Genomic DNA, 19,392 nt, shown 5'->3' with positions numbered 1-19,392 from the left:
TGCGGGTCTGCTACGGGTCGGGCCGGAGCCGCCGGGCCCGGTGCGGACCCGGCGGCTCCGGTCGGTCACGAGACGAGCCGCGCCTCGACGTAGTCGAGCCCGGCCAGGTAGCCGACCGCCGCGGCGGCCTTGCCGGTCACGGTGAGCGTGAGCGTGTGCCGGCCCGCCGTCAGCTCCCGCTGGCCGTAGTCGAGCGGGTCGCTCACGACCACCTCCGGCGAGTGGTACGCGTCGAAGGCCGGCCCGATCCGGGTGCCGTCGATCGCCACCGTGTTGGTGCCGTAGTCCCGGGCCAGCGTCTGCACGAGGCGCAGGTCGTAGGTCCCGGTGGTGGGCACCGTGAAGTTGACGGTGACGCTCTGGTTCGGCCCGTTCGCGTGGAACCACAGCTGCGCGCTCTGCGACCAGTGGATGCCGCAGCAGTCGCTCTGCGGGTCGGCCGGCGCGTCGGCGCTGACCGCGGGCAGGAGCGATTCGCCCTCGATCCGCAGCGTGTCGCCGGTGGTGGCGGAGGCGGTCGGCGAGTACGGCCCGGCGTTGCCGGCCGCGTCCACCGCGCGCACCCGGTAGTACCAGGTCTCACGCAGCCCCAGACCCGCATGCTCGAAGCTCGGGCGGGTCGTGGTGCCGACGCGGGTGCCCGGTCCCGGCGTGAAGTCCGCCTGGCGGGAGGCGAACACCTCGTACCGGGGGGCGTAGACGTCGTCCGCGGCCGGCTGCCAGGCCACCGTCACGGCGTTGGTCGTGCCGCTGGTGGCGGTGAGCCCGCTGACCGCGCCCGGCCGCTCGTGGTCGGTGAACGGCGTGACCAGGCTGAGCACCGCGTACCGGGCCGCGGACCAGGCCGGAGCGCCGGCGGTGGGTGTCAGGGTGACGGTCACCGCGTCCCTGCCGCGGGTGAGCGCGGCCGGGAGCCGGTACTCGTCCTCCAGCCACCGGTGCGACGCGTTGGCCAGCGGCTGCGACCAGGTGCCGGCGTCGTGCCCGTCAACACCGACCGCCACCGACTGGTATCCGGCCGACTGGTCGCCGACCCGGCGCAGGACCGCGCCCGCGTTGTCCTCGTCGAGAGTCACCCGGAACCGGATCGGTTCGGTGGAGGCGCGGACGTCGTCGGTCACCGGCCGGGGCGCGCCGTCGTCGCCCTCGAAGGTCGACGTGAGCACCGTCCGGTCGCCGCCGGAGGCGTACTGGTGGGCCGTCTCGCTGGCGGCGTCGCCCACGTCGACCGTGTCCGTCCAGCGCTGCCCGAGGGTGTCCTGGCCGTACCAGTACGCCGTGGAGCCGTACCGGGCCGGGTCCTGGTCGCCGGGGCCGTGCTCGATGCCGAACCGCAGTCCGGTCGAGAACGCCACCGACTCCGCGAGCATGAGCCGGTACGCCCCGGTGCAGTCGTACTGGCAGCCGTAGTCGGCGATCTCGTGGGCCGGGTTGCCGTTCATGGGCGCGGAGAAGGTGCCGTGGTTGAAGTACCAGCCGCTCTCGTAGAAGTCCTCGGTGCCGGTGCCGTGGATGCTCGGGCTCTGCGCGCCGTCCACGTAGACGCGCTCGTCACCCTCCAGGTAGTTGCGCTGGTTGCCGGCGGGGATGTGCCCCTCCATGGTGTGGGTGACCCCCACGAACTTCCCCCGTCCGGCGACGTCGAGGAAGAGGTGGTCCGCTCCCGGCGTGGTGTCGGCGCTGGTCGCGGTCGCCCGGAAGTAGCCGGTGTCGCCGGTCGGCCGCAGGGCCGCCGCCCAGCGGGCGGAGCGCTCGGTGGTCACGGTGGCCACCGACGACTTGATCGCCACGTCGGATCCGTTGCGCAGCTCGACCGTCCAGCGCGACCGGTAGGGCATCGGCCACCAGGCCGACAGGGTCGCGGTCGCCGGGTCGACGCCGAACATCAGGGACCGGACGGCGTGCAGCCCGAGGCCGGTGCCGAAGAACTCGCCGAGTGGCGCGTCCACCGTGGTCTTGCCGTCGAACGAGATGCGCAGCCGGGTGTCACGCAGCACCGCGTCGGACGCGGCGACGGCCGCCTTGCGGTCGTCGTCGGACGGGTAGGAGGAGGTGTTGCTGCCCTGCCAGGTCTGCGCGGTGATCCGGTAGCCGTGCGCCGCCTCGACGTCGGTGTGCGCCGGGCCGACGTCGACCGTGTCGGTGCGCTTCGCGGTGCCGGAGACGAGGCTGTCGACCCAGTACGTGAACTCGTTGACGTCGAGGTCGGACGAGATGAACTCGTTGCGGATGGTCAGCTTCGTCTTGCCGGCCGTGGCGCTCGCCGGCAGTTCGACGCTCTGGTCCAGCCAGGTGCCGAACGGCACCGGGTCGTTGGCCGGCCACTCGGCGACCGGTGCTCCGTCGACCAGGATCCGTGCCCGCTGGTGCCCGATGTGCGGGTCGAGCCGGCGGGTGAGTCGTACGCCGGTGTTGGCCGGGTCGACGGCGACGGTGAACTCGCTGCCGCCGCCGGGGCCGAAGGCGCGGCCGTCGTCGGCGATCGGCTGGGGCGCGCCGACGAGCTGCGGGATCTTCAGCTGGAGTGCGGTGATCGCGCCGGGGCCGACGCCACTGGCGAGGGTCGTCCGACCGCCCGCGGGGACGGCGAAGGTGCGCTCGGCCGTCGCGGCGCCCGGCTGGGCGGGCTTGGGGTCGCGGGTGCCGGCGGCCTTGAGCTGCGCGATGACGTCCTCGGCCCGGTCGGTGGGGTCGAAGGTGCGGACGCCGTCCGCGGTGGTGAACTTCCGGTAGGAGACGTGGTGGAAGATCGGGTTCTTCTCGGTGGTGACCCGCATCGAGCTGCGGTAGGTCATCGGCGCCTTGATGTAGACGCCCCCGGAGCTCTGCGCCGCGTTGGCGACCACCGGGTAGACGAACGGAGCACCGAGCTTGCCGTCCACGACGTCCTGGAGCTTGGCGTCGAGGACGGTCTTTCCGTCGAGGACGACCGTGATCCTGCCCGTGGCGGAGACGTTGCCCTCGTCGCGGGTGAACCAGATGGAGTCGATCTCGCCGGCGCCGGTGGCCTCGGCGATGACGCAGCCGTCGGCGCTGGTGCGCAGGCAGGAGTACTGGCCGGAGAAGCCGTCGTCGTTGCCGCCGCTGCGGTCGAAGCTGGAGAACTGGTAGGCCCGGGAGCCGTCGGTCAGTTCCGGGAGCCGGTCGAGCCGGCGGTAGACGTCCCAGCCGACCGGGCCGTTCGTGGTCGGTCCCGTGGAGGCCGAGGCGGGCCCGGTGAGTCCGACGACGGCCGAGCCGGCGACGAGCGTCGCCGCGGCGGCGGCACCGAGCAGCCGCCGAATCGAGGTACGTGGTGCGCGGGTGGTGGGTGTCATGAATCGCCTTTCCACATCGGTGGGTGGGGCGGGCCGTGATATGCGGCAGACAAGGAATCGATTTCTCGCTGCGGTTGCGATCAGGTTAGGCAGCCGTCGCGCGGCGGTCAATCCTCCAGTGCTGACCGGCGAGGTCGGCGGCGCTTCGACGTTGACAGCCCCACCCGCCGCTCCTATGGTCCTCGATCAGAACCGAGCAAACGATTTCTCGCTCACAAAAGCGCACCGCGGCCCTGCGGCGCGCTGGGAGGGGGCAGCCGTGCCCCGACTCGTCGTCCTCACCGGATTCCTCGGCGCGGGCAAGACCACGACCATGCTGGCCGCCGGACGGCTGCTCACCGCACGCGGCGGCCGGGTCGCGGTCATCACCAACGACCAGGGCAGCGACCTCGTGGACACCCAACTGGCCCGGGACGTCGTGCCCGACGTCGGCGAGGTGACCGACGGCTGCTTCTGCTGTCGCTTCGAGGACCTCGCCGACCTGGTGACGGACCTGCTCGACACCGGGCGTGCGGACACCATCCTGGCCGAGGCCGTCGGCAGCTGCACCGACCTGCAGGCGACCGTCATCCGCCCCCTGCGGGCCCGCTACGGCGACCGCCTGACGCTGGCCCCCCTCACCACGATCGTCGATCCGGCGCGCGTCGGCGTGCTGGACGGCGACCTCGGCTACCTGTTCGACCGCCAACTCGCCGAGGCGGACCTCATCGCGGTCAACAAGTCCGACGCCCTGCCCCGCGCCGCGTTCGGCGCGCTCCTCGACCAGATCCGGCGCGCCCACCCCGGCGCGGGCGTCCTCGGCTACAGCGCGAGCCTCGGCGAGCACGTCGACGATCTCGTCGCGCGGTGGACCGGCGAGCCACCGCGCGACCGAGCCGTGGACCTGGACGTCGACTACGACCGGTACGCCGCGGCCGAGGCCCGGCTGAGCTGGCTCAACCAGGTGTGGCATGTCTCGGCCGACGGCGGGTTCTCCGCGCGACGCTGGGCACACGTCGCCCTCGAATCGCTCTCCGCCGCCTGCGCCCGGCGCGGAGACGTCATCGGTCACGCCAAACTCGCCGTCCAGTCCCCCGCCGGACTGATCCGCATGAGCGTGTTGGCCGCCGGTGACCGGCCACGGCACGAGCCCGCCGGGCCCGACGGATCGCCGGTGGCCCGGGCCACCGTGCTGCTCAACGTCCGCGCCACCTGCCCACCGCAGGACCTCGAATCACTGGTACGGGCCGCCGCCTACGACGCCGACCTCGCGGCCGGCGCCGCCGCACGGCCCGGCCCGGCGAACGCCTTCGCACCGTCCTACCCCCGCCCCGTGCACCGTCTCCCGGCCACACCGGCCTGACCGTCAGGAGCACCCATGGCAGAGCATCCGTATGACCAGTGCTGTCCCGGCAACGCCTGCGGCCCGAACCGCCGGCAGTTCCTCACCCTCTCCCTCGGGCTCACCGCCGGCACCGTGCTCGCCGGCTCCCGGGCCGAAGCCGCCGCCGCCCTCGGCGTACCCGAGGATCGGCTGATCGGCGTACCGGTCGACAAGGCGCTGCCGCCCGACTGGTCCGCGGCGCTGTACCGCCGGGGCGAGCCCACCAGCTACGCCGGCACCGACCTCCGCTGGCTCGGCATGCCGGTCGGGGGTGGCGCCACCGGCCAGCTGTACCTCGGCGGCGACGGGCGGCTGTGGAACTGGGACATCTTCAACCGACCGGCGGCCGGCACCACCGACGTCGGGTACGCGAACCCTCGGCAGCCCGCCTCCCCCGTCCGGCACGGTTTCGCGCTGCGGACGCGGTCGGGCGGGCGGGTCCAGACCCGCGCGCTCGACGCCACCGGCTTCGACCAGGTGCGTTTCACCGGGCAGTACCCCATCGGCACGGTCCGGTACCGGGCCGCCGACGCTCCGGTCGAGGTGACCCTGGAGGGGTTCTCGCCGTTCGTACCGCTGTCGGTCGCGGACTCGACGCTGCCGGCGACCGTGCTGGTCTACACGCTGCGCAACACGTCGCACCGAACGGTGGACGCGACGCTGCTCGGCTACGTCGAGAATCCGGTCTGCCTGGACACCAGGACGCAGCGCGGGATCACGCTGCGGTCGGCGGCGTTCGGCGACCGGTCGCTGCGCGGAGTCCGGTTCTCGGCCGCCGAGCAGACCGAGACGCCCGACCGCCCCGACGTCGTCTTCGAGGACTGGGAGCGGGACACCTACGAGGGCTGGACCGTCGAGGGCACCGCCTTCGGCGCCGGCCCGGTGCTGGTCTCCGAGATACCGGACTACATGAAGGGCGGCGGGCCGCTCAACGCGACCGGACAGCGACTCGTCACCTCGCACGACTTCCGTGGGGCCGACGGCGACATCGGCCGGGCCGACGCGCCGACCGGCAAGCTCACCAGCGCCCCGTTCACGGTCTCGCGCAAGTCGATCCGGCTGTCGATCGGCGGCGGCAACCACCCCGGCCAGACCTGCGTCAACGTCCTCGTCGACGGCGCGGTGGTCGCCACGGCGACCGGCCGCAACGCCGAGGCGATGCACAGCGTCTACCTGGACGTCTCCGCACACGAGGGGAAGTCCGCGGTCATCGAGATCGTCGACGCCCACACCGGCGGGTGGGGGCACGTCAACGTCGACCGGATCGTGTTCACCGACGTGGCGCCCCGCCCGGAGATCGTGTTCGAGGACTGGGAGCGCGACACCTACGACGGCTGGAGCGTCGAGGGCACCGCGTTCGGCGCCGGCCCGGTGCAGGTCTCCGAGGTGCCGGACTACATGAAGCGCTTCGGCGATCTCGGCGCGTCGGGGCAGCGGTTCGTGACCTCGCACGACTTCCGCGGCTCCGGCGGTGACACGGGCCGGGCCGACGCCGCCACCGGCAAACTGACCAGCCGACCGTTCACCGTCGAGCGCCGCTACGTCAACGTGGCCGTAGGCGGCGGGAGCCACCGCGGCAGCACGTGCGTCAATCTCCTGGTGGACGGCGCCCTGGTGGCCAGCGTGGCCGGCCGCGACGCGGAGCCGGTCAGCGTGGCGACGATGAACGTCTCCGCGTACCAGGGCCGCTCGGCGGTGATCGAGATCGTGGACGCGGACACCGGCGGGTGGGGGCACGTCAACGTCGACCGCATCGTGTTCAGCGACGTGCCGACGGACACCCGGCCGCTGGACCAGGTGCCCGACAACGGCACGCTCGTCCTCGCCGCGCTCGACGGTCGGGCGGTGACGCGCCCGTCGCTCGCCGGGTGGAACACGCTCGACGAGGTGTTCGCGGCGGAGGCCGGCCCCACGGAGGTGGACGGCTCGCTGGCCGGGCAGGCCGGGTCGGTGAGCGTGGCGGTCCGCCTCGCACCCGGCCAGAGCCGCACCGTGCGATTCGTCCTCGGCTGGCACTTCCCCGTGCCGGACCGCGTTTCGCTGGGCTTCCTGCGCGGCTCGGACAGCCTGCGCCGGCACTACGCGACCCGGTTCGCCGACGCCCGCGCGGTGGTGGAGCACGTCGCCGACGACCTCGACCGGCTGGAGGCCGACACCCGCACCTGGGTGAAGACCTGGTACGCCGACGCCACCCTGCCGCACTGGTTCCTGGAGCGCACCCTGGCGCCCGCGTCAACGCTCGCCACCAACACCTGCTACCTGTTCGACGACGGGCGGTTCTACGGCTGGGAGGGCGTGTACTGCTGCCCGGGCACCTGTGAGCACGTGTGGAACTACGCCCAGTCCATCGCCCGGCTCTTCCCCCAACTGGAACGCGACACCCGCGGCCGGGTGGACCTCGGCATCGGATTCCACCCGGACACGGGCCAGATCGGCAACCGCGCCGAGGCCGACATGGGCTGGGCCACCGACGGGCAGTGCGGGACGATCCTGCGCTGCTACCGGGAACACCTCACCGCGCCGGACGACACCTACCTGCGGGTGAACTGGTCCCGGTTGCGGCGCGCGCTGGAATGGATCATGGAACACGACGTGGGCCCGGACGGCACGCTCGACGGCCCGCAGCCGAACACGCTCGACACCATCTGGTACGGAAAGATCGCCTGGATCACCGGGATGTACGTCGCGGCGCTGCGGGCGGGCGCGGCGATGGCCGACGAGGTGGGCCAGCCCGAGTTCGCCGACCGGTGCCGGGTCCTCGCCGATTCCGGCAGCCGGTACCTGTCCACGGAACTCTTCAACGGCGAGTACTTCATCCAGGAGGTCGACCCGGCCCACGCCGATGCGATCAACAGCAATCGGGGATGCCACATCGACCAGCTCTTCGGGCAGAGCCTCGCCGGTCAGCTCGGGCTCCCCCGCGTCGTGCCGGCGGAGCAGGCGGTCAGCGCCCTGGAGAGTCTCTACCGGTACAACTTCACGCCCGACCACGCCGACTACCGGGAGGACAGCGTCATCCCGGGCGGCCGATGGTTCGCGATGGACCACGAGTACGGCATGCTGATGACCACCTGGCCGCACGGTGGTGCCGACACCGCGGCCGGGAACCCGGCGAGCTGGGCCGCCATGTATTTCAACGAGGTGTGGACGGGCCAGGAGTACCAGGTCGCGGCGCAGATGCTCCAGGAGGGCCTGGTCGAGGAAGGGCTCACTCTCACCCGGGCGGTGCACGACCGGTACGCCGCAGGCAAGCGCAACCCGTACAACGAGATCGAGTGCGGCGACCACTACGCCCGGGCCATGGCCAGCCACGGCGTCTACCTCGCGGCCTGCGGATTCGAGTACCACGGCCCCCGCGGCCACATCGGGTTCGCGCCCCGGATCAGCCCCGACAGGTTCGCCGCCGCATTCACCGCGGCGGAGGGGTGGGGCCTGTTCCAGCAGGAGCGCCACGGCGGGCACCTCACCGGGACGGTCGAGGTCCGGTACGGACGCCTCCGGGTATCCAGCATCGCCCTGGCGGTGACGCGTTCCCCGGCACGGGTGACGGTACGTCTGGGCAATCGCAGTCTGCCGGTGCGTGACTGGTCGTGCCGGGACGGGCGCATTCTCGTTACCTTGGACGCCGAGGTCGTGGTCGGTCGGGGAGACGCCATCCAGGTGACGCTCAACGGCTGAACGTGCCGGCGCTCGACACGGCCCGTGTCGAGCGCCGGCGCGGGCGCCCGTGACTATTCCGTCATTTTTCGCCCGTAGGATGCCCAGTCCCGCACGGCGAGGGTGCGGGGACCGGGCACTCGTTCTCGGGCTTGTCATCGTAGGAATCCACCGGATGGAGGCGAATGGCGACGATCTACGACGTGGCACGGCAGGCTCAGGTCTCCCCCGCGACGGTTTCGCGGGTGCTGAACGGCCGCACCACCGTCGATCCAGTCATGGCCGCGCGCGTGCACCAGGCGATGCAGGACCTCGACTACCGCCCCAACGCGGTCGCCCGTAACCTGCGCCTGAGCCAGACCAGCCTCTGGGCGGTCATCATCTCCGACATCGGCAACCCCTTCTTCACCTCCATGGTGCGTGGGGTCGAGGACGTCGCGCAGAGCGCCGGCTACTCGGTGGTCCTGTGCAACACCGACGAGGACCCGGAGAAGGAGTCCCGGTACATCGCGGCGGTCCTCGCCGAACGTATGGCCGGCGTCATCATCTCCACGTCGGGCCGCTCGACGGTGATCAACCGGCTCCTCGAGGCCCGCATCCCGGTCGTGGCGATCGACCGTCAACTGCGCGGCGTCGCCATCGACACGGTGCTCGTCGACAACGTGCACGGCGCGGGACTGGCGACCACGCACCTGCTCGACAACGGCTACCAGCGGGTCGCCTGCATCACCGGCCCCCGCCGGATCTCCACGGCCGCCCAGCGGCTCCGGGGCTACCAGCGCGCGCTGCGGGAACGCGGACGGGAGGTCACCGACGCCCTGGTGCGGTACGCGGACTTCCGCGAGGAGGGCGGCTACCGGGCCATGGCCTCGCTGCTCGACAGCGACAACCCGCCCGACAGCGTCTTCGCCACGAACAACCTGATGACCGTGGGCGCCGTGGAATGCCTCGTCGACCGCGGCATCCGGGTGCCCGACGAGGTCGGGGTCGTCGGATTCGACGACATTCCGTGGGCACACCTGGTCCGGCCGTCGTTGAGCACCGTCTCCCAGCCGACGTACGACCTTGGCCGCGCCGCCGCCAACCTGCTCACCGAGCGGATCGCCAACCCGTCGCGGCTGCCGTCGACCGTCACGCTCAGCACCGGGCTCCAGGTGCGCGACAGCTCCACCCGCCCGAGCTGACCGCTCGCCGGCACGAGGGCCTGGCGACCCGGCCGGGCTTCCTGACCGGCCGGGTCGCCGAGCGCGTACTCAGAGGTTGACGTCGCCGCAGAGGTGCACCTGGACGCCGAGTTCGGCGAACATCGCGGCCTTCACCCGCAGTGTCCGGTCGGCGGTCTCCGCGTCCGGCGCGTAGGCGACGTTCACATGGTTGGCCTTGTGGCGGGCCATCAGCTGGTCGCGACCGACCCCGTGCAGCACGGCATGCATGATCGGCCACTGCGGGTTTGTGGCCTCCAGCCGGCGCCGGGTCTCCTCCTCCGGAAGCTCGACGACGGTCGCGCGGCCGAGGTCGACGTGCAGCCCGCCGTCCATGATGAACACCCGGGACCAGACGATCTCGCCTGGCTTGGAGACCCCGCTCAGGGTGCCGCCGCCGAGCGGGAAGAACATCGGCGGCTGCCGCATGCTGTACGACTTGTCGTACCCGCCGTTGTGCGACGCCGGCACCGAGCCGGAGATCTCGAACACCCAGACGAAGTCGTCGCCGTAGGTCTCCCCCCACCGGATGTCGTGCAGGGTGGTGGCCGGGTCGAGGCCCATGGCGGTCCAGATGCGGTTGGTGACCAACGAGTCGACGGCCACCCCCTCGTCGACCTCGTTGAAGTGCGGCAGCGGCGCACCCGCGTACAGTTCGCGGCTGCCGTCACGGCTGCGTACCGGTGGCCGCTGGACGTTGTTGAGCAGCCCCTCGGCGAGGTCGCTGGCCGGGACGGTGTCCTTCAGCCCCTGCTGGTACTGGATGCCGACCGCGTCCAGGCCGAAGTCGTCCGCGATGCGCAGGGCGGCGATGTACATCTTGAACTGGCTCGTCAGCTGGGCGTCGGTGAGCTCGGTCGCCTCGTCGGTGCCGGTGTGGAAGGTCATCCCGGCCTCGTCCAGCCAGCGGCGGACCGCGTCGGCCTCCTCGTCGGGGACCCGTGCCATCTCGGCGACCAGCGCGCTCTGCGACAGCCGCTCCTTGTAGATGCCCAGCGGGTTGATCAGCTCGTCGTCGAAGATCGCGTTGTACATACCCATGCAGCCCTCGTCGAAGACGCCGATGATGGCCTTCTCCCGGGCCAGTTGCGCGGCCAGGGCGCGACCGAGCTCGACCTCCGCGTCGTCCGGCAGGGCGGGCAGATCGCGGACGTGACTGGTGTCGTGGCGCAGCTCGCCGGTCTCCAGCCAGGTGCGCAGCCCGTTGACCGCCCAGTCGTCGGTGAAGTCCCGGCTCCACAACGCGGAGTGCCGCACGCCCGCCTTGGTGAGGCTCGCGGTGAGGTTGAGCAGGCCGACCAGTCCCGGGAACTCGCCGCTCCAGTTGGCCACGATGAGGATCGGTCCCCGGTGGCTGCGCAGCCCGGCCAGGACGTGGTGGCTGTACTGCCAGACCGCCTCGACGACGATCAGCGGCGCGTCGACCGGGATGCCCTTGAAGACCTCGATCCCGGCCCGCTGGCTGTCGATGAAGCCGTGGCCCTTGTCCGGGTCGAACGCGTGGCCACGCTCGACCTTCCAGCCGAGTGCGTTGACCGCGGCCGCGAGGTCGGTCTCCAGCTGCTGCTGGGTGGGCCAGCATGTGACGTTCGCGCGGGGCCGGAGATCGCCACTGGCCACCGTGTAGACGGTGCCGGGCGCCGCGACGGGCGGCTCGGCCAGCACGGGCAGCGGGTAACGGGTCATGGGGCGACTCCTTCGGTGCGTGGGGTGTCGCTGGCCGCCGGCGGGCCGGCGGCCATCAGACGGTCCTGGCGTGCAGCGAGCGCGTGCGCGACCCGCTTGGAACTCGTGTACAGCTCCCGGTACAGCCCGTAGAGCTCGTCGTAGTCGGCGGCCAGCTCGGCCCGGGGCTGCCGGATCTCCTTGACGGGGTTCCACGCCTCGATCGAGACGGGCCACCCGGTCTGCGCGGCGAGGAACGCCGCTCCGTAGCTCGCGCCGATGGTCTGCGACGGGATGACCTGGGCACGTCCGGTGACGTCCGAGACGATCTGGGTCCACAGCCCGCCCTGGGTGCCGCCGCCGACCGCCACGACCCGCCGGATGTCACCACCGCTCGCCTGGATCGTCTCGATGTTGTGGCGTACGCCGAGAGCGGTGGCCTCGAGCGCGGCGCGGTACAGGTCCCCGCGGGTGTGCGAGACGGTGAGGCCGGCGACGAAGCCACGGGCCCGCGGATCCAGGATGGGGGTGCGCTCGCCCGCGAAGTACGGGAGCATGAGCAACCCCTTGGCGCCCGGACCGGAGGCCTCGGCCAGCCGGAGCAGCTCGGGAAAGTCCGGTGAGCCGAACAGCTCGCGCAGCCAGGCCGTGATCGCGCCCGAGGTGGCCAGGCCGCCGGCGAGGTTCCGCGTCCCGGGCAGGGCGCCGACCGTGCCCCACAGCGACGGGTTCGTGAGGCGGGCGGTCACCGTGTGGACGAGGAACATCGTGGTGCCGTACATCAGCATCAGGTCGCCGACGCCGTGGGCGCCGACGCTGATCGCCTCCGACCAGGCGTCGATGGTGCCCGTGATCACCGGGACGCCTGCCGGCAGGCCGGCCTCGGCCGCCGCGCGCGACGTCACCGTCCCGGCCACCTCGCCGGGCCAGCGCAGCGGCGGCAGGACCAGGTCGGGTGCGATCTCCGTGGCCCACGGCGCGTACCAGTCCTGGCTCTCGGTGTCGTAGAGCGGTGTGCACTGGCTCGCCGAGTGCTGGTCGAGCACGTAGTGGTCGGTGAGTTTCCACGCGAGCCACGAGCTGGGCATGAAGAGCCGTCGGGCCCGGGCGAAGAGCTCGGGTTCGTTGTCGGCCACCCAGGCCACCTTGGCGCCCGCCGCCTGGCTGGACAGCGCCGAGCCGCACCGGCGGAGGATCTCCTCCGCGCCGAACCGCTCGGCGAGGCGGGCGATCTGCTGGGTCGAGCGGGTGTCGACGCCGTAGAGGATGGCCGGACGCAGCGGGATGTTCGCGGCGTCCGTGAGCAGCACGCACGGCCCCATGCCGCTCACGCCGACGGCGACGACGTCGGCGTCGCCCGGTGCGAGGAGCTCCCGGCTGAGCGCGACGAACTCCTGCCACCAGACGTCGGCGTCCATCTCCACCCAGCCCGGTCGAGGGCGGCTCACCTCGTGGGAACGGGTCGCCGAGCGAAGGACCCGGCCGTCGGTGTCGACGAGGACGCCCTTGCTACTCGATGTGCCGATGTCGACGCCCAGGACGGCCGCAACCTTCATGGCGCCACTGTTCCAGCAATCGATTTCCGAATCAAGACCGATCCGTCGGCGTCTTCCCCTGCCGGGTTCGCGCACACACGCCGCCATGCTGTCGTATCGCCTGATGAATGCGGGTGCGGGCACGGCCAGAGGTGATCGGCAGCGGCGGGAAATCGTTAACTCAGTAGGGGCTCCGGACGCGGTGGATCCGCCGATCCCTCACGATGCCGACAGGTCTCGTCGCGTGCTCCCACGCATGACGTTTCCGATGAGCCAACGCCCCGGTGGCAGCCGCCCGCCGAGCCGCCGCCCGTCAACCCGCATGCGGTGCGCCCGTCACCCGCGCGAGCTGGCGACGGTGGCTCAACGCAGCCGGCTGACCTCCGGGCCGCGGGCACGCGCATATCGAGGGAACGGGCGGCCGCCCTCCAACGTCAGCCGTGCCCCGCCCTCGGCCGTACTGATCTCCACGCAGGTCTCCCGGGTGTCCAGAAGCCAGCCGGCGGGGCGGCAGCTGCGCCCACCGTCGGGCGCCGGCCAGCCGACGCTCACCAGGTGGTCCCACATCCGACGGGCCACCTGGTCGGCCGACTCGCCCGCCCGACCGACCAGTGGGTAGGCAACGGCGCAACGACCGGTGCCGCACTCCAAGTCGCCACCTGCGCTTCGAACGGCGAGCCCATCCGGCAGCGGGCCGAGTTCCTGCACCGACGGCACGAACCCTTCGTCGTTGAAGTCCCACGCCGCGCCGGGGATACACGCCACAGCAACGAACAAGGCAAGACCGACCACGATCCGATACGGCCAGCGCCGGCCCGCCCGGCCGTCGTCGTCGGTGTCGCCGAGCGCGCGGCGCTGCCTCTCCCCCGCGACGAGCAGCGTCACCGCGACCCCGACGAACAGCAGCAGCCGCGCCTCCACCGCCGCCCGGGGCTGAACGGCGGCGAGGGTGAGCGAGGCAACCGCGACCAGGGCGAGCGCCACGAACACGACACCGGTGAACCGCGGCAACCGGGCCACGGTCAACCACGCGAGAAACGCCACCACGACGACGACGGATGCGACGAGCATGCAGTGATGATCTACCGGCGGCGACTCGTCGGCGACCCCGTCGAGCCATGGAACTGTCGTCGCGAACGTTCGACCCGCCGACGGACTGGCAGGAGTCCCCGGGTGCGGTTGACGCGATGCCGGTGCCTCACCTCGAGCCGCTGCGGGTATGCCCGTGCCGACCTGGTGGGCCGCGTACCCCGAGACGGTGGCGGTAACGGCGTCGCCGCCGGCCGACGAGTGGCGCCGAGACGTGCCGCAGCCACGACCGTGCCGCCCGCCGCGGATCTGCGGCGGGCGGCACGGTTCGCGCGTGACGTCAGGAGATGACCACGTCGCTGTAGTAGTAGCGCAGGATCGCCTGGTAGCTCTTGCCCGAGTTCGCGAGATCACGCGAGCCGTACTGCGACAGCCAGTCCCCCGTCACCCAGCCGCCGCACGCGGTCGTGGTCGCGCAGTAGTGCGCCTGCAGGATGTTGCCGCTGCGGGTCATCCGGGTGGACCAGGTGCTGTCCACCGCGGCGGACGTCGACGCCTGCGCCGACGACGGCCGGTAGACCTGGTCGCCGGTGTCGTCACGGACGTCGTAGCACTGTCCGCCGGGGGTCTTGCGGGTCGAGTGCAGCGCCCAGTACCAGCCGTAGCTCTTGACGGCTACCGCACCGGCCTGCAGCGAGGCACTCGGCCAGCTCGGCACCCACTCGTTCGGGAGGACGTTCTTGACGTACGTCTTGAAGTCGACCCGGTCGACTCGGCCGAGACTGACCCGGTAGACCAGGATGGTGCTCGGCAGCGTGCTGTTGGTGCCGTCCGTGCTGCAGCCCGTCGGCCCGCTCAGCAGTTCGTGCGAGGCGTTGTTGTTCTTCAGCGTAGCGTTGAGGTTGCCCTTCGCTCCGGCGGCGAAGTCCTGGCTGGCACCGGCGAAGTTGCTGTTGAAGTAGACCCGCACGGTCTTGCCGGTCCGGTTCCAGACCGACGCGGCGTTGTTCTTCACGCACACGCCCTGGCCTGCGCCCGCGCCCTTGAAGTCGTAGCAGGTCGGCTGGGTCGTGCCGTAGTCGTCCAGGGAGTCGGTGAAGTCGGAGACCGAGCCGGCCTGGTTGCTGTTGTAGTAGTAGCAGAACTCGCCGCTGTCGCAGCCCCCGTCGCGGGCGGCGGCGGACGCCGCGCCCGGCGCCACCGCGACGCCGACGAGCACCGCCACCAGGACGGCCAGAACGGCTGGAAGTCTTCTCAGGGTGGTCATCCGTGGTCGCCGATCAGTAGTGACGCGTGTGCTGGAAGCTGGCTGGGCGCCGCTCTGGTGCACGTGCGAGCGCATGCCGGGTCACCAGCCGCTCGGGACGTAGGCCCAGCCCAGGTAGTCGGACCGGTCCCGGAAGGTGCTGGTCTGGTAGACGGTCGGCCCGGTGCTGATGGCGCTGTTGCCGCCGATGGAGAGCATGACGTGCCCGGCCGACGTGGTGGACGTGAAGAACACCGCCGTTCCGGCGGGCGGCACCGAGCCGGTGTGGATGCGCCCGTTGTCCTTCTGCCACTGGTAGTGCGTGCGGGCCGTGGCGAACCGGCCACTGGTGCCGAACGCCCGCTCGACGAACAGCTCGCACTCGTTGTTCCAGTCGGTGTGCCCGAGCCGCGCCTTCGCGAACGCGACGGCCTCGGCCGCGCGCGGGTCGGCCGGGTAGGTGCCGCTGGTGCCGCCGATGTTGTGCGAGGCGTTGTTGTTCTTCAACGTCGCGTTGAGGTTGGCCTTCGCCCCGGCCGCGAACGACTGGCTCGCGCCGGCGAAGTTGCTGTTGAAGTAGACCACCACGGTCTTGCTGGTGCGGTTCCACACCGACGCGGCGTTGTTCTTCACGCACAGGCCCTGGCCGGCGCCCGCGCCCTTGAACTCGTAGCAGGACGGCTGGGTCGTGCCGTAGTCCTCGATCGACCCGGTGAAGTCCGAGATGGAGCCGGCGTAGTTGCTGTTGTAGTAGTAACAGAATTCACCGCTGTCGCAGACTCCGTCCCGGGACGCCGCCTGGGCCGGCGAGGCGACGGTCAGGACGGAGGTGGTCATGGCGAGCGCTGCGCCGACGACGGCGAGGTTCTTGCGGATGTTCATGGTGTCCTCTCTGGACAGTTGGCGATGGTTGTTGATCGGGTCGGGTAGGGTTCACTGCCCGCGCTGGTACTGCTCCCAGGTCACGATCGGAACCCGGGGACCGTCGTCCGGGCCGCGGTTGGCCAGGCCGTTCATGCCGAGGTAGTAGTCGCCGACCTGGTGCTGCGCCTGGCTGGACAGGTCCGTGTCGTTGATCGCCGTGGCGTGGATGTGCCACGGCCAGTCACCCTGACTGGGGTCACGGACCCAGGCGGCGAAGCCGACCTGACGCAGAGCCCGGGCGACGGCGGTGCGCCTGGCCGCGGTCATGCCGCTGACCGCGATGTCCACCACACCCCCGCCGTCGTGCGTACCGGCCGAGGTCGGGTCACCGCCCGGGTTGTACGAGCCCTGCTCGAGCACCAGCGTGAAGCCGAGCAGTCGCTGGGCCTCGGCCAGCATCGCCTGGGTGCGGGCGTCGACGACGTACCCGTCACGCTGGACCTTCGCGCCCGGGCCGATCGTCCGGACGACGGTGTACCGGTTGAGCCCGAGCTTCGTCAGCGACGTCGTGCCGGGCAGCCCGTTCGCGGCGAGGCCCGTGTAGCCGAGCGAGCGCTGGTAGGCCGCGTACGCCGCGACGGTCTGGGTGCCGAAGTAGCCGTCGACCCACTGCGCGTCCAGCAGGTTCGAAGCCTGGAGCGCCTGCTCCACGGCGAGCACGGAACTCTTCGCGCCCGGGGTCAGTGTGTTGTCGGCACGGCGGGGGTCGATCTGGGCGGCCAGGACGGTGGCCTCCATGTCCACGACGGGCCGCGCGGCGGTGGTGACGGTCCGCTGCGCGGTGGCGCCGGATGTCGCGGCCCCCGCATGGGCCGGGACGCCGACGGCCACGCAGAGCGCGGCGAGCCCGACGGTCAACCAGGGACGGCGCAAGGTCGGTCCTCCTCGTAGTGGTGGTCTCGTTCGGAACGGACCTCACCCTGCGAGAGGAGACGTGCTGTTCGGTACCCCCGGTGTCCTGTCAGATCCGTCAGGCCGTCACCGACCTCGATGAATGCGGTGTTGTCAGGTTGGGCGGCGCCCGCGTCTGACATCGTGCGGTCGCACGCTGACACCGGTCGGGGTGACCCGGGACCCGGGAGATCGACCGGGGCGGAGGCTCGGCGGGCTTGACGGCGGCCGCCGCCGGGCGCGCTCAGGCGGTGACGGTGACCATGAAGTACACCGGCCGGCGGGTGGGAAAGAACTCCTGCCCGTGCTCGTCGACCATCTTCCAGCTGACCCAGCACTTCCCCGGGCGGTTCGGCGCGGTGACCACCACACTGATCATCACCTGCTCGCCGGGGGGCGTGTCGCCGATCGCCACCCGATCCGGTGTCTGGCAGTCGTCATCGTCAGCGGTGGGGTTCGTCCGCGCGAGGAAGCGGTTGTGCCAGTCGACCGATCCCACGTTCTTGAGCGCCCACACCTTTTCGAATCGGGCGTTCACCTTCACCCGCGTACCGTCGGGGATGGTGACGTCGGCGACGAACTTGCTCGAATCCCCGGGAATCAACGCGTCCGAGAACGCCGACGGCGACGGCGACGGCGACCCGGCTACGGCGCCCGAGCCGCCCGGGGACGTGCGGCCGCGGACGGCGAAGCCCAGGGCGGCGACCAGCGCCACCACCACCACGGTCGCCGCGGCGGCGAGCCACGGCAGGGGGTGCTGTCGCGCACCCCCGACGTCGTCCTGCACCGCCGGCAGGTGCTGCTCCGCGACCCGCAGCGCGCGTGGGCCCGCCGGCACGAGGTCGGCGGACGTGGCGACGCCGGACACGACGGGCCCGCCGGGCGCCGCGGAGGTCATGGCACGCGACGTCTCGGCGGCCACGACGCGAGCCGTCACCGCATCGGGCGTGCCGGCCCCGGTCTGGGAATCGGTGTCGACCGGTGTCCGGGCGCCGTTCGAATCGGCGTGGGCCGTTCCCGGGCGCTGAGCGTCCTCCCAGCGGCACCGCCACTGGGCCTCGTCGGCCTCGCAGGCCCGGACGAACTCACGCGTGGTCTCCCAGGAGGGGAACCTGGTCCCAGCGGCAGCCTCGTGCAGCGTCGTGTGCGAGATCCGGCCCGATCGCCCGGCCATCTTCCGGAACGACGGGTTGCCCACGCCGGTCCGCAGTGTGCGCAGCTGTTCGGCGAACTTCTCGGCGGCCACGCGGTCCGGACCTAACTCACCCGCAGCACGCTGGTTCTCCATGTATCCCCCATGTCAGACGCCGGCGTCAGACGTTGTCAGAGCGTGTAAGAGGCTACCGAACGGCGTCGTCGGTCATCAATGTCGAGGACGCACGCTCACCGGCACGACCGAGCCTCACGCGACGCAGAACTCGTTGCCCTCGGGATCCTGCATGACGACGTGTCCCAGGGTGTCGCCGTACCATTCCTCGCGCAGCACCGTCGCGCCGGCGGCCACCAGTTCGGGCACCTTCTGCTGGATCAGCCGCGCCCGCTCGGCCATGTCCCAGGGGCCGGGCCCGGCCACCCGGACGTCGATGTGCATCCGGTTCTTGGCGGACTTGCCCTCGGGTACCTTCAGGAAGCCAATCGCCGGTCCCCTACCCTGCGGATCGACGATGGACGCGTTGTCGGGCTCGTCGAAACCGGGCTCCTTGACATACCCGAGGGCAAGCGCCCAGAAGGCCGCGATCCGTTGGGGGTCGCGGGCGTCGCACCCCAGAGTCCAGTAGGTCGCCATCGCGCCAACGTACGTGGGCCAGGACCGGCTGTCATCGGCACGCCCGGACATCGGCGACCGGCGTCGGCCCGCTTCGCAGCAGGTGAGTCGCCGTTGATGACGTTGCTCGATTACGGCGAGTCCGAGGGCCTGGCCTTCTGCGGGTGGATGGTCTCGTGACGGGCCAGCATGGCGACGAACTCGCCGATCTTCCGCTCGCGGGTCTGCGCCCGTTTGACGGCGTTGACGCGGTATATGAGAGCGAACCGGTTGGTCTTGGTGAGGACGTCGAACATGGCCTGGGCGGCGGGGTCGGCGGCGATGGCGGCGAGCAGGTCGGCCGGCACCTCGGCTTCCGACGGCGGGGCGTAGGCGGCCGCCCACCGCCCGTCCGCCACCGCGGCTTCCACCGCGGCGCGACCGGGGGGCAGCATCCGCCCCTCCGCCTCCAGCCGGGCCACGTGCGCGACATTGCGCTGAGACCAGGAACTACGGGCCCGACGCGGGGTGAACCGGATCCAGGACGTTTCCTCATCCCGTCGACGGGCCTGCCCGTCGATCCAGCCGAAACACAGGGCCTCGTCGACCGCCTGCTGCCACGTCAGCGTGGTGACCGTGCCGCCCTTCTTGGTCAGCGCGAGCCAGACACCGGGCGACGTGTCGTGGTTGGCCGACAACCACGCCCGCAGTGCGTCGGCGTCCGCGACGATCAACTCATCCAGTTCGGCGCTCCCCATGACGGCAGGCTATCGCTGCGCCGCTGCCGCCCGGGGCAGGGACCGTTCCTGGGAGCAGGCT

General features: G+C 71.5%; 13 protein-coding genes. 3 read left to right on the top strand and 10 right to left on the bottom strand.

From position 1 onward, the window contains the following. Positions 1 to 65 precede the first annotated feature (65 nt). Positions 66 to 3,317, bottom strand: coding sequence for a DUF2961 domain-containing protein (locus NFX44_RS23865; protein ID WP_262285823.1), 3,252 nt, complete (start codon positions 3,315 to 3,317; stop codon positions 66 to 68). Between the two features lie 259 nt (positions 3,318 to 3,576). On the opposite strand from NFX44_RS23865, the gene NFX44_RS23860 reads away from it, so the two are divergent. From NFX44_RS23860 to NFX44_RS23850, 3 genes are all read left to right on the top strand, one after another. Next, positions 3,577 to 4,659, top strand: coding sequence for a GTP-binding protein (locus NFX44_RS23860; RefSeq protein ID WP_262285822.1), 1,083 nt, complete (start codon positions 3,577 to 3,579; stop codon positions 4,657 to 4,659). A gap of 15 nt (positions 4,660 to 4,674) precedes the next feature. Then, positions 4,675 to 8,358: a non-lysosomal glucosylceramidase gene (locus NFX44_RS23855; protein ID WP_262285821.1), complete on the top strand. Its 3,684-nt coding sequence runs from the start codon at positions 4,675 to 4,677 to the stop codon at positions 8,356 to 8,358. Positions 8,359 to 8,522: 164 nt separating this feature from the next. Next, positions 8,523 to 9,521 (top strand): LacI family DNA-binding transcriptional regulator, encoded by a 999-nt coding sequence (locus NFX44_RS23850; protein ID WP_262285820.1) that lies wholly within the window; start codon positions 8,523 to 8,525, stop codon positions 9,519 to 9,521. A gap of 69 nt (positions 9,522 to 9,590) precedes the next feature. On the opposite strand, the gene NFX44_RS23845 is transcribed toward NFX44_RS23850, so the two are convergent. The 9 genes from NFX44_RS23845 to NFX44_RS23805 form a co-directional block, all read right to left on the bottom strand. Further along, positions 9,591 to 11,225, bottom strand: coding sequence for a fucose isomerase (locus NFX44_RS23845; RefSeq protein ID WP_262285819.1), 1,635 nt, complete (start codon positions 11,223 to 11,225; stop codon positions 9,591 to 9,593). After that, positions 11,222 to 12,760 (bottom strand): FGGY-family carbohydrate kinase, encoded by a 1,539-nt coding sequence (locus NFX44_RS23840; protein ID WP_262285818.1) that lies wholly within the window; start codon positions 12,758 to 12,760, stop codon positions 11,222 to 11,224. Before NFX44_RS23840 ends, NFX44_RS23845 begins: the two co-directional genes overlap by 4 nt. Before the next feature lie 342 nt (positions 12,761 to 13,102). Then, complete coding sequence (locus NFX44_RS23835) at positions 13,103 to 13,810, bottom strand: hypothetical protein (RefSeq protein ID WP_262285817.1); 708 nt, start codon at positions 13,808 to 13,810, stop codon at positions 13,103 to 13,105. A gap of 298 nt (positions 13,811 to 14,108) precedes the next feature. Next, complete coding sequence (locus NFX44_RS23830) at positions 14,109 to 15,035, bottom strand: SpoIID/LytB domain-containing protein (RefSeq protein WP_262285816.1); 927 nt, start codon at positions 15,033 to 15,035, stop codon at positions 14,109 to 14,111. A gap of 81 nt (positions 15,036 to 15,116) precedes the next feature. Beyond that, the gene (locus tag NFX44_RS23825; RefSeq protein ID WP_262285815.1) at positions 15,117 to 15,896 is read right to left on the bottom strand and encodes a peptidase inhibitor family I36 protein; all 780 of its coding nucleotides are present in this window, start codon (positions 15,894 to 15,896) and stop codon (positions 15,117 to 15,119) included. A gap of 51 nt (positions 15,897 to 15,947) precedes the next feature. After that, positions 15,948 to 16,811, bottom strand: coding sequence for a peptidoglycan-binding protein (locus NFX44_RS23820; protein ID WP_262285814.1), 864 nt, complete (start codon positions 16,809 to 16,811; stop codon positions 15,948 to 15,950). A gap of 262 nt (positions 16,812 to 17,073) precedes the next feature. Next, positions 17,074 to 18,075: an NBR1-Ig-like domain-containing protein gene (locus NFX44_RS23815; protein ID WP_262285813.1), complete on the bottom strand. Its 1,002-nt coding sequence runs from the start codon at positions 18,073 to 18,075 to the stop codon at positions 17,074 to 17,076. A 156-nt stretch (positions 18,076 to 18,231) separates the two neighbouring features. After that, positions 18,232 to 18,615, bottom strand: a complete 384-nt coding sequence (locus NFX44_RS23810; protein WP_262285812.1) for a VOC family protein — start codon at positions 18,613 to 18,615, stop codon at positions 18,232 to 18,234. 110 nt (positions 18,616 to 18,725) lie between these two features. Next, positions 18,726 to 19,331 (bottom strand): YdeI family protein, encoded by a 606-nt coding sequence (locus NFX44_RS23805; protein ID WP_262285811.1) that lies wholly within the window; start codon positions 19,329 to 19,331, stop codon positions 18,726 to 18,728. Positions 19,332 to 19,392 lie beyond the last annotated feature (61 nt).

This window comes from Micromonospora sp. MA102 (assembly GCF_025460765.1).
Lineage (GTDB): Bacteria > Actinomycetota > Actinomycetes > Mycobacteriales > Micromonosporaceae > Micromonospora > Micromonospora halotolerans.
This window is presented reverse-complemented; position numbering and strand designations above follow the sequence as displayed.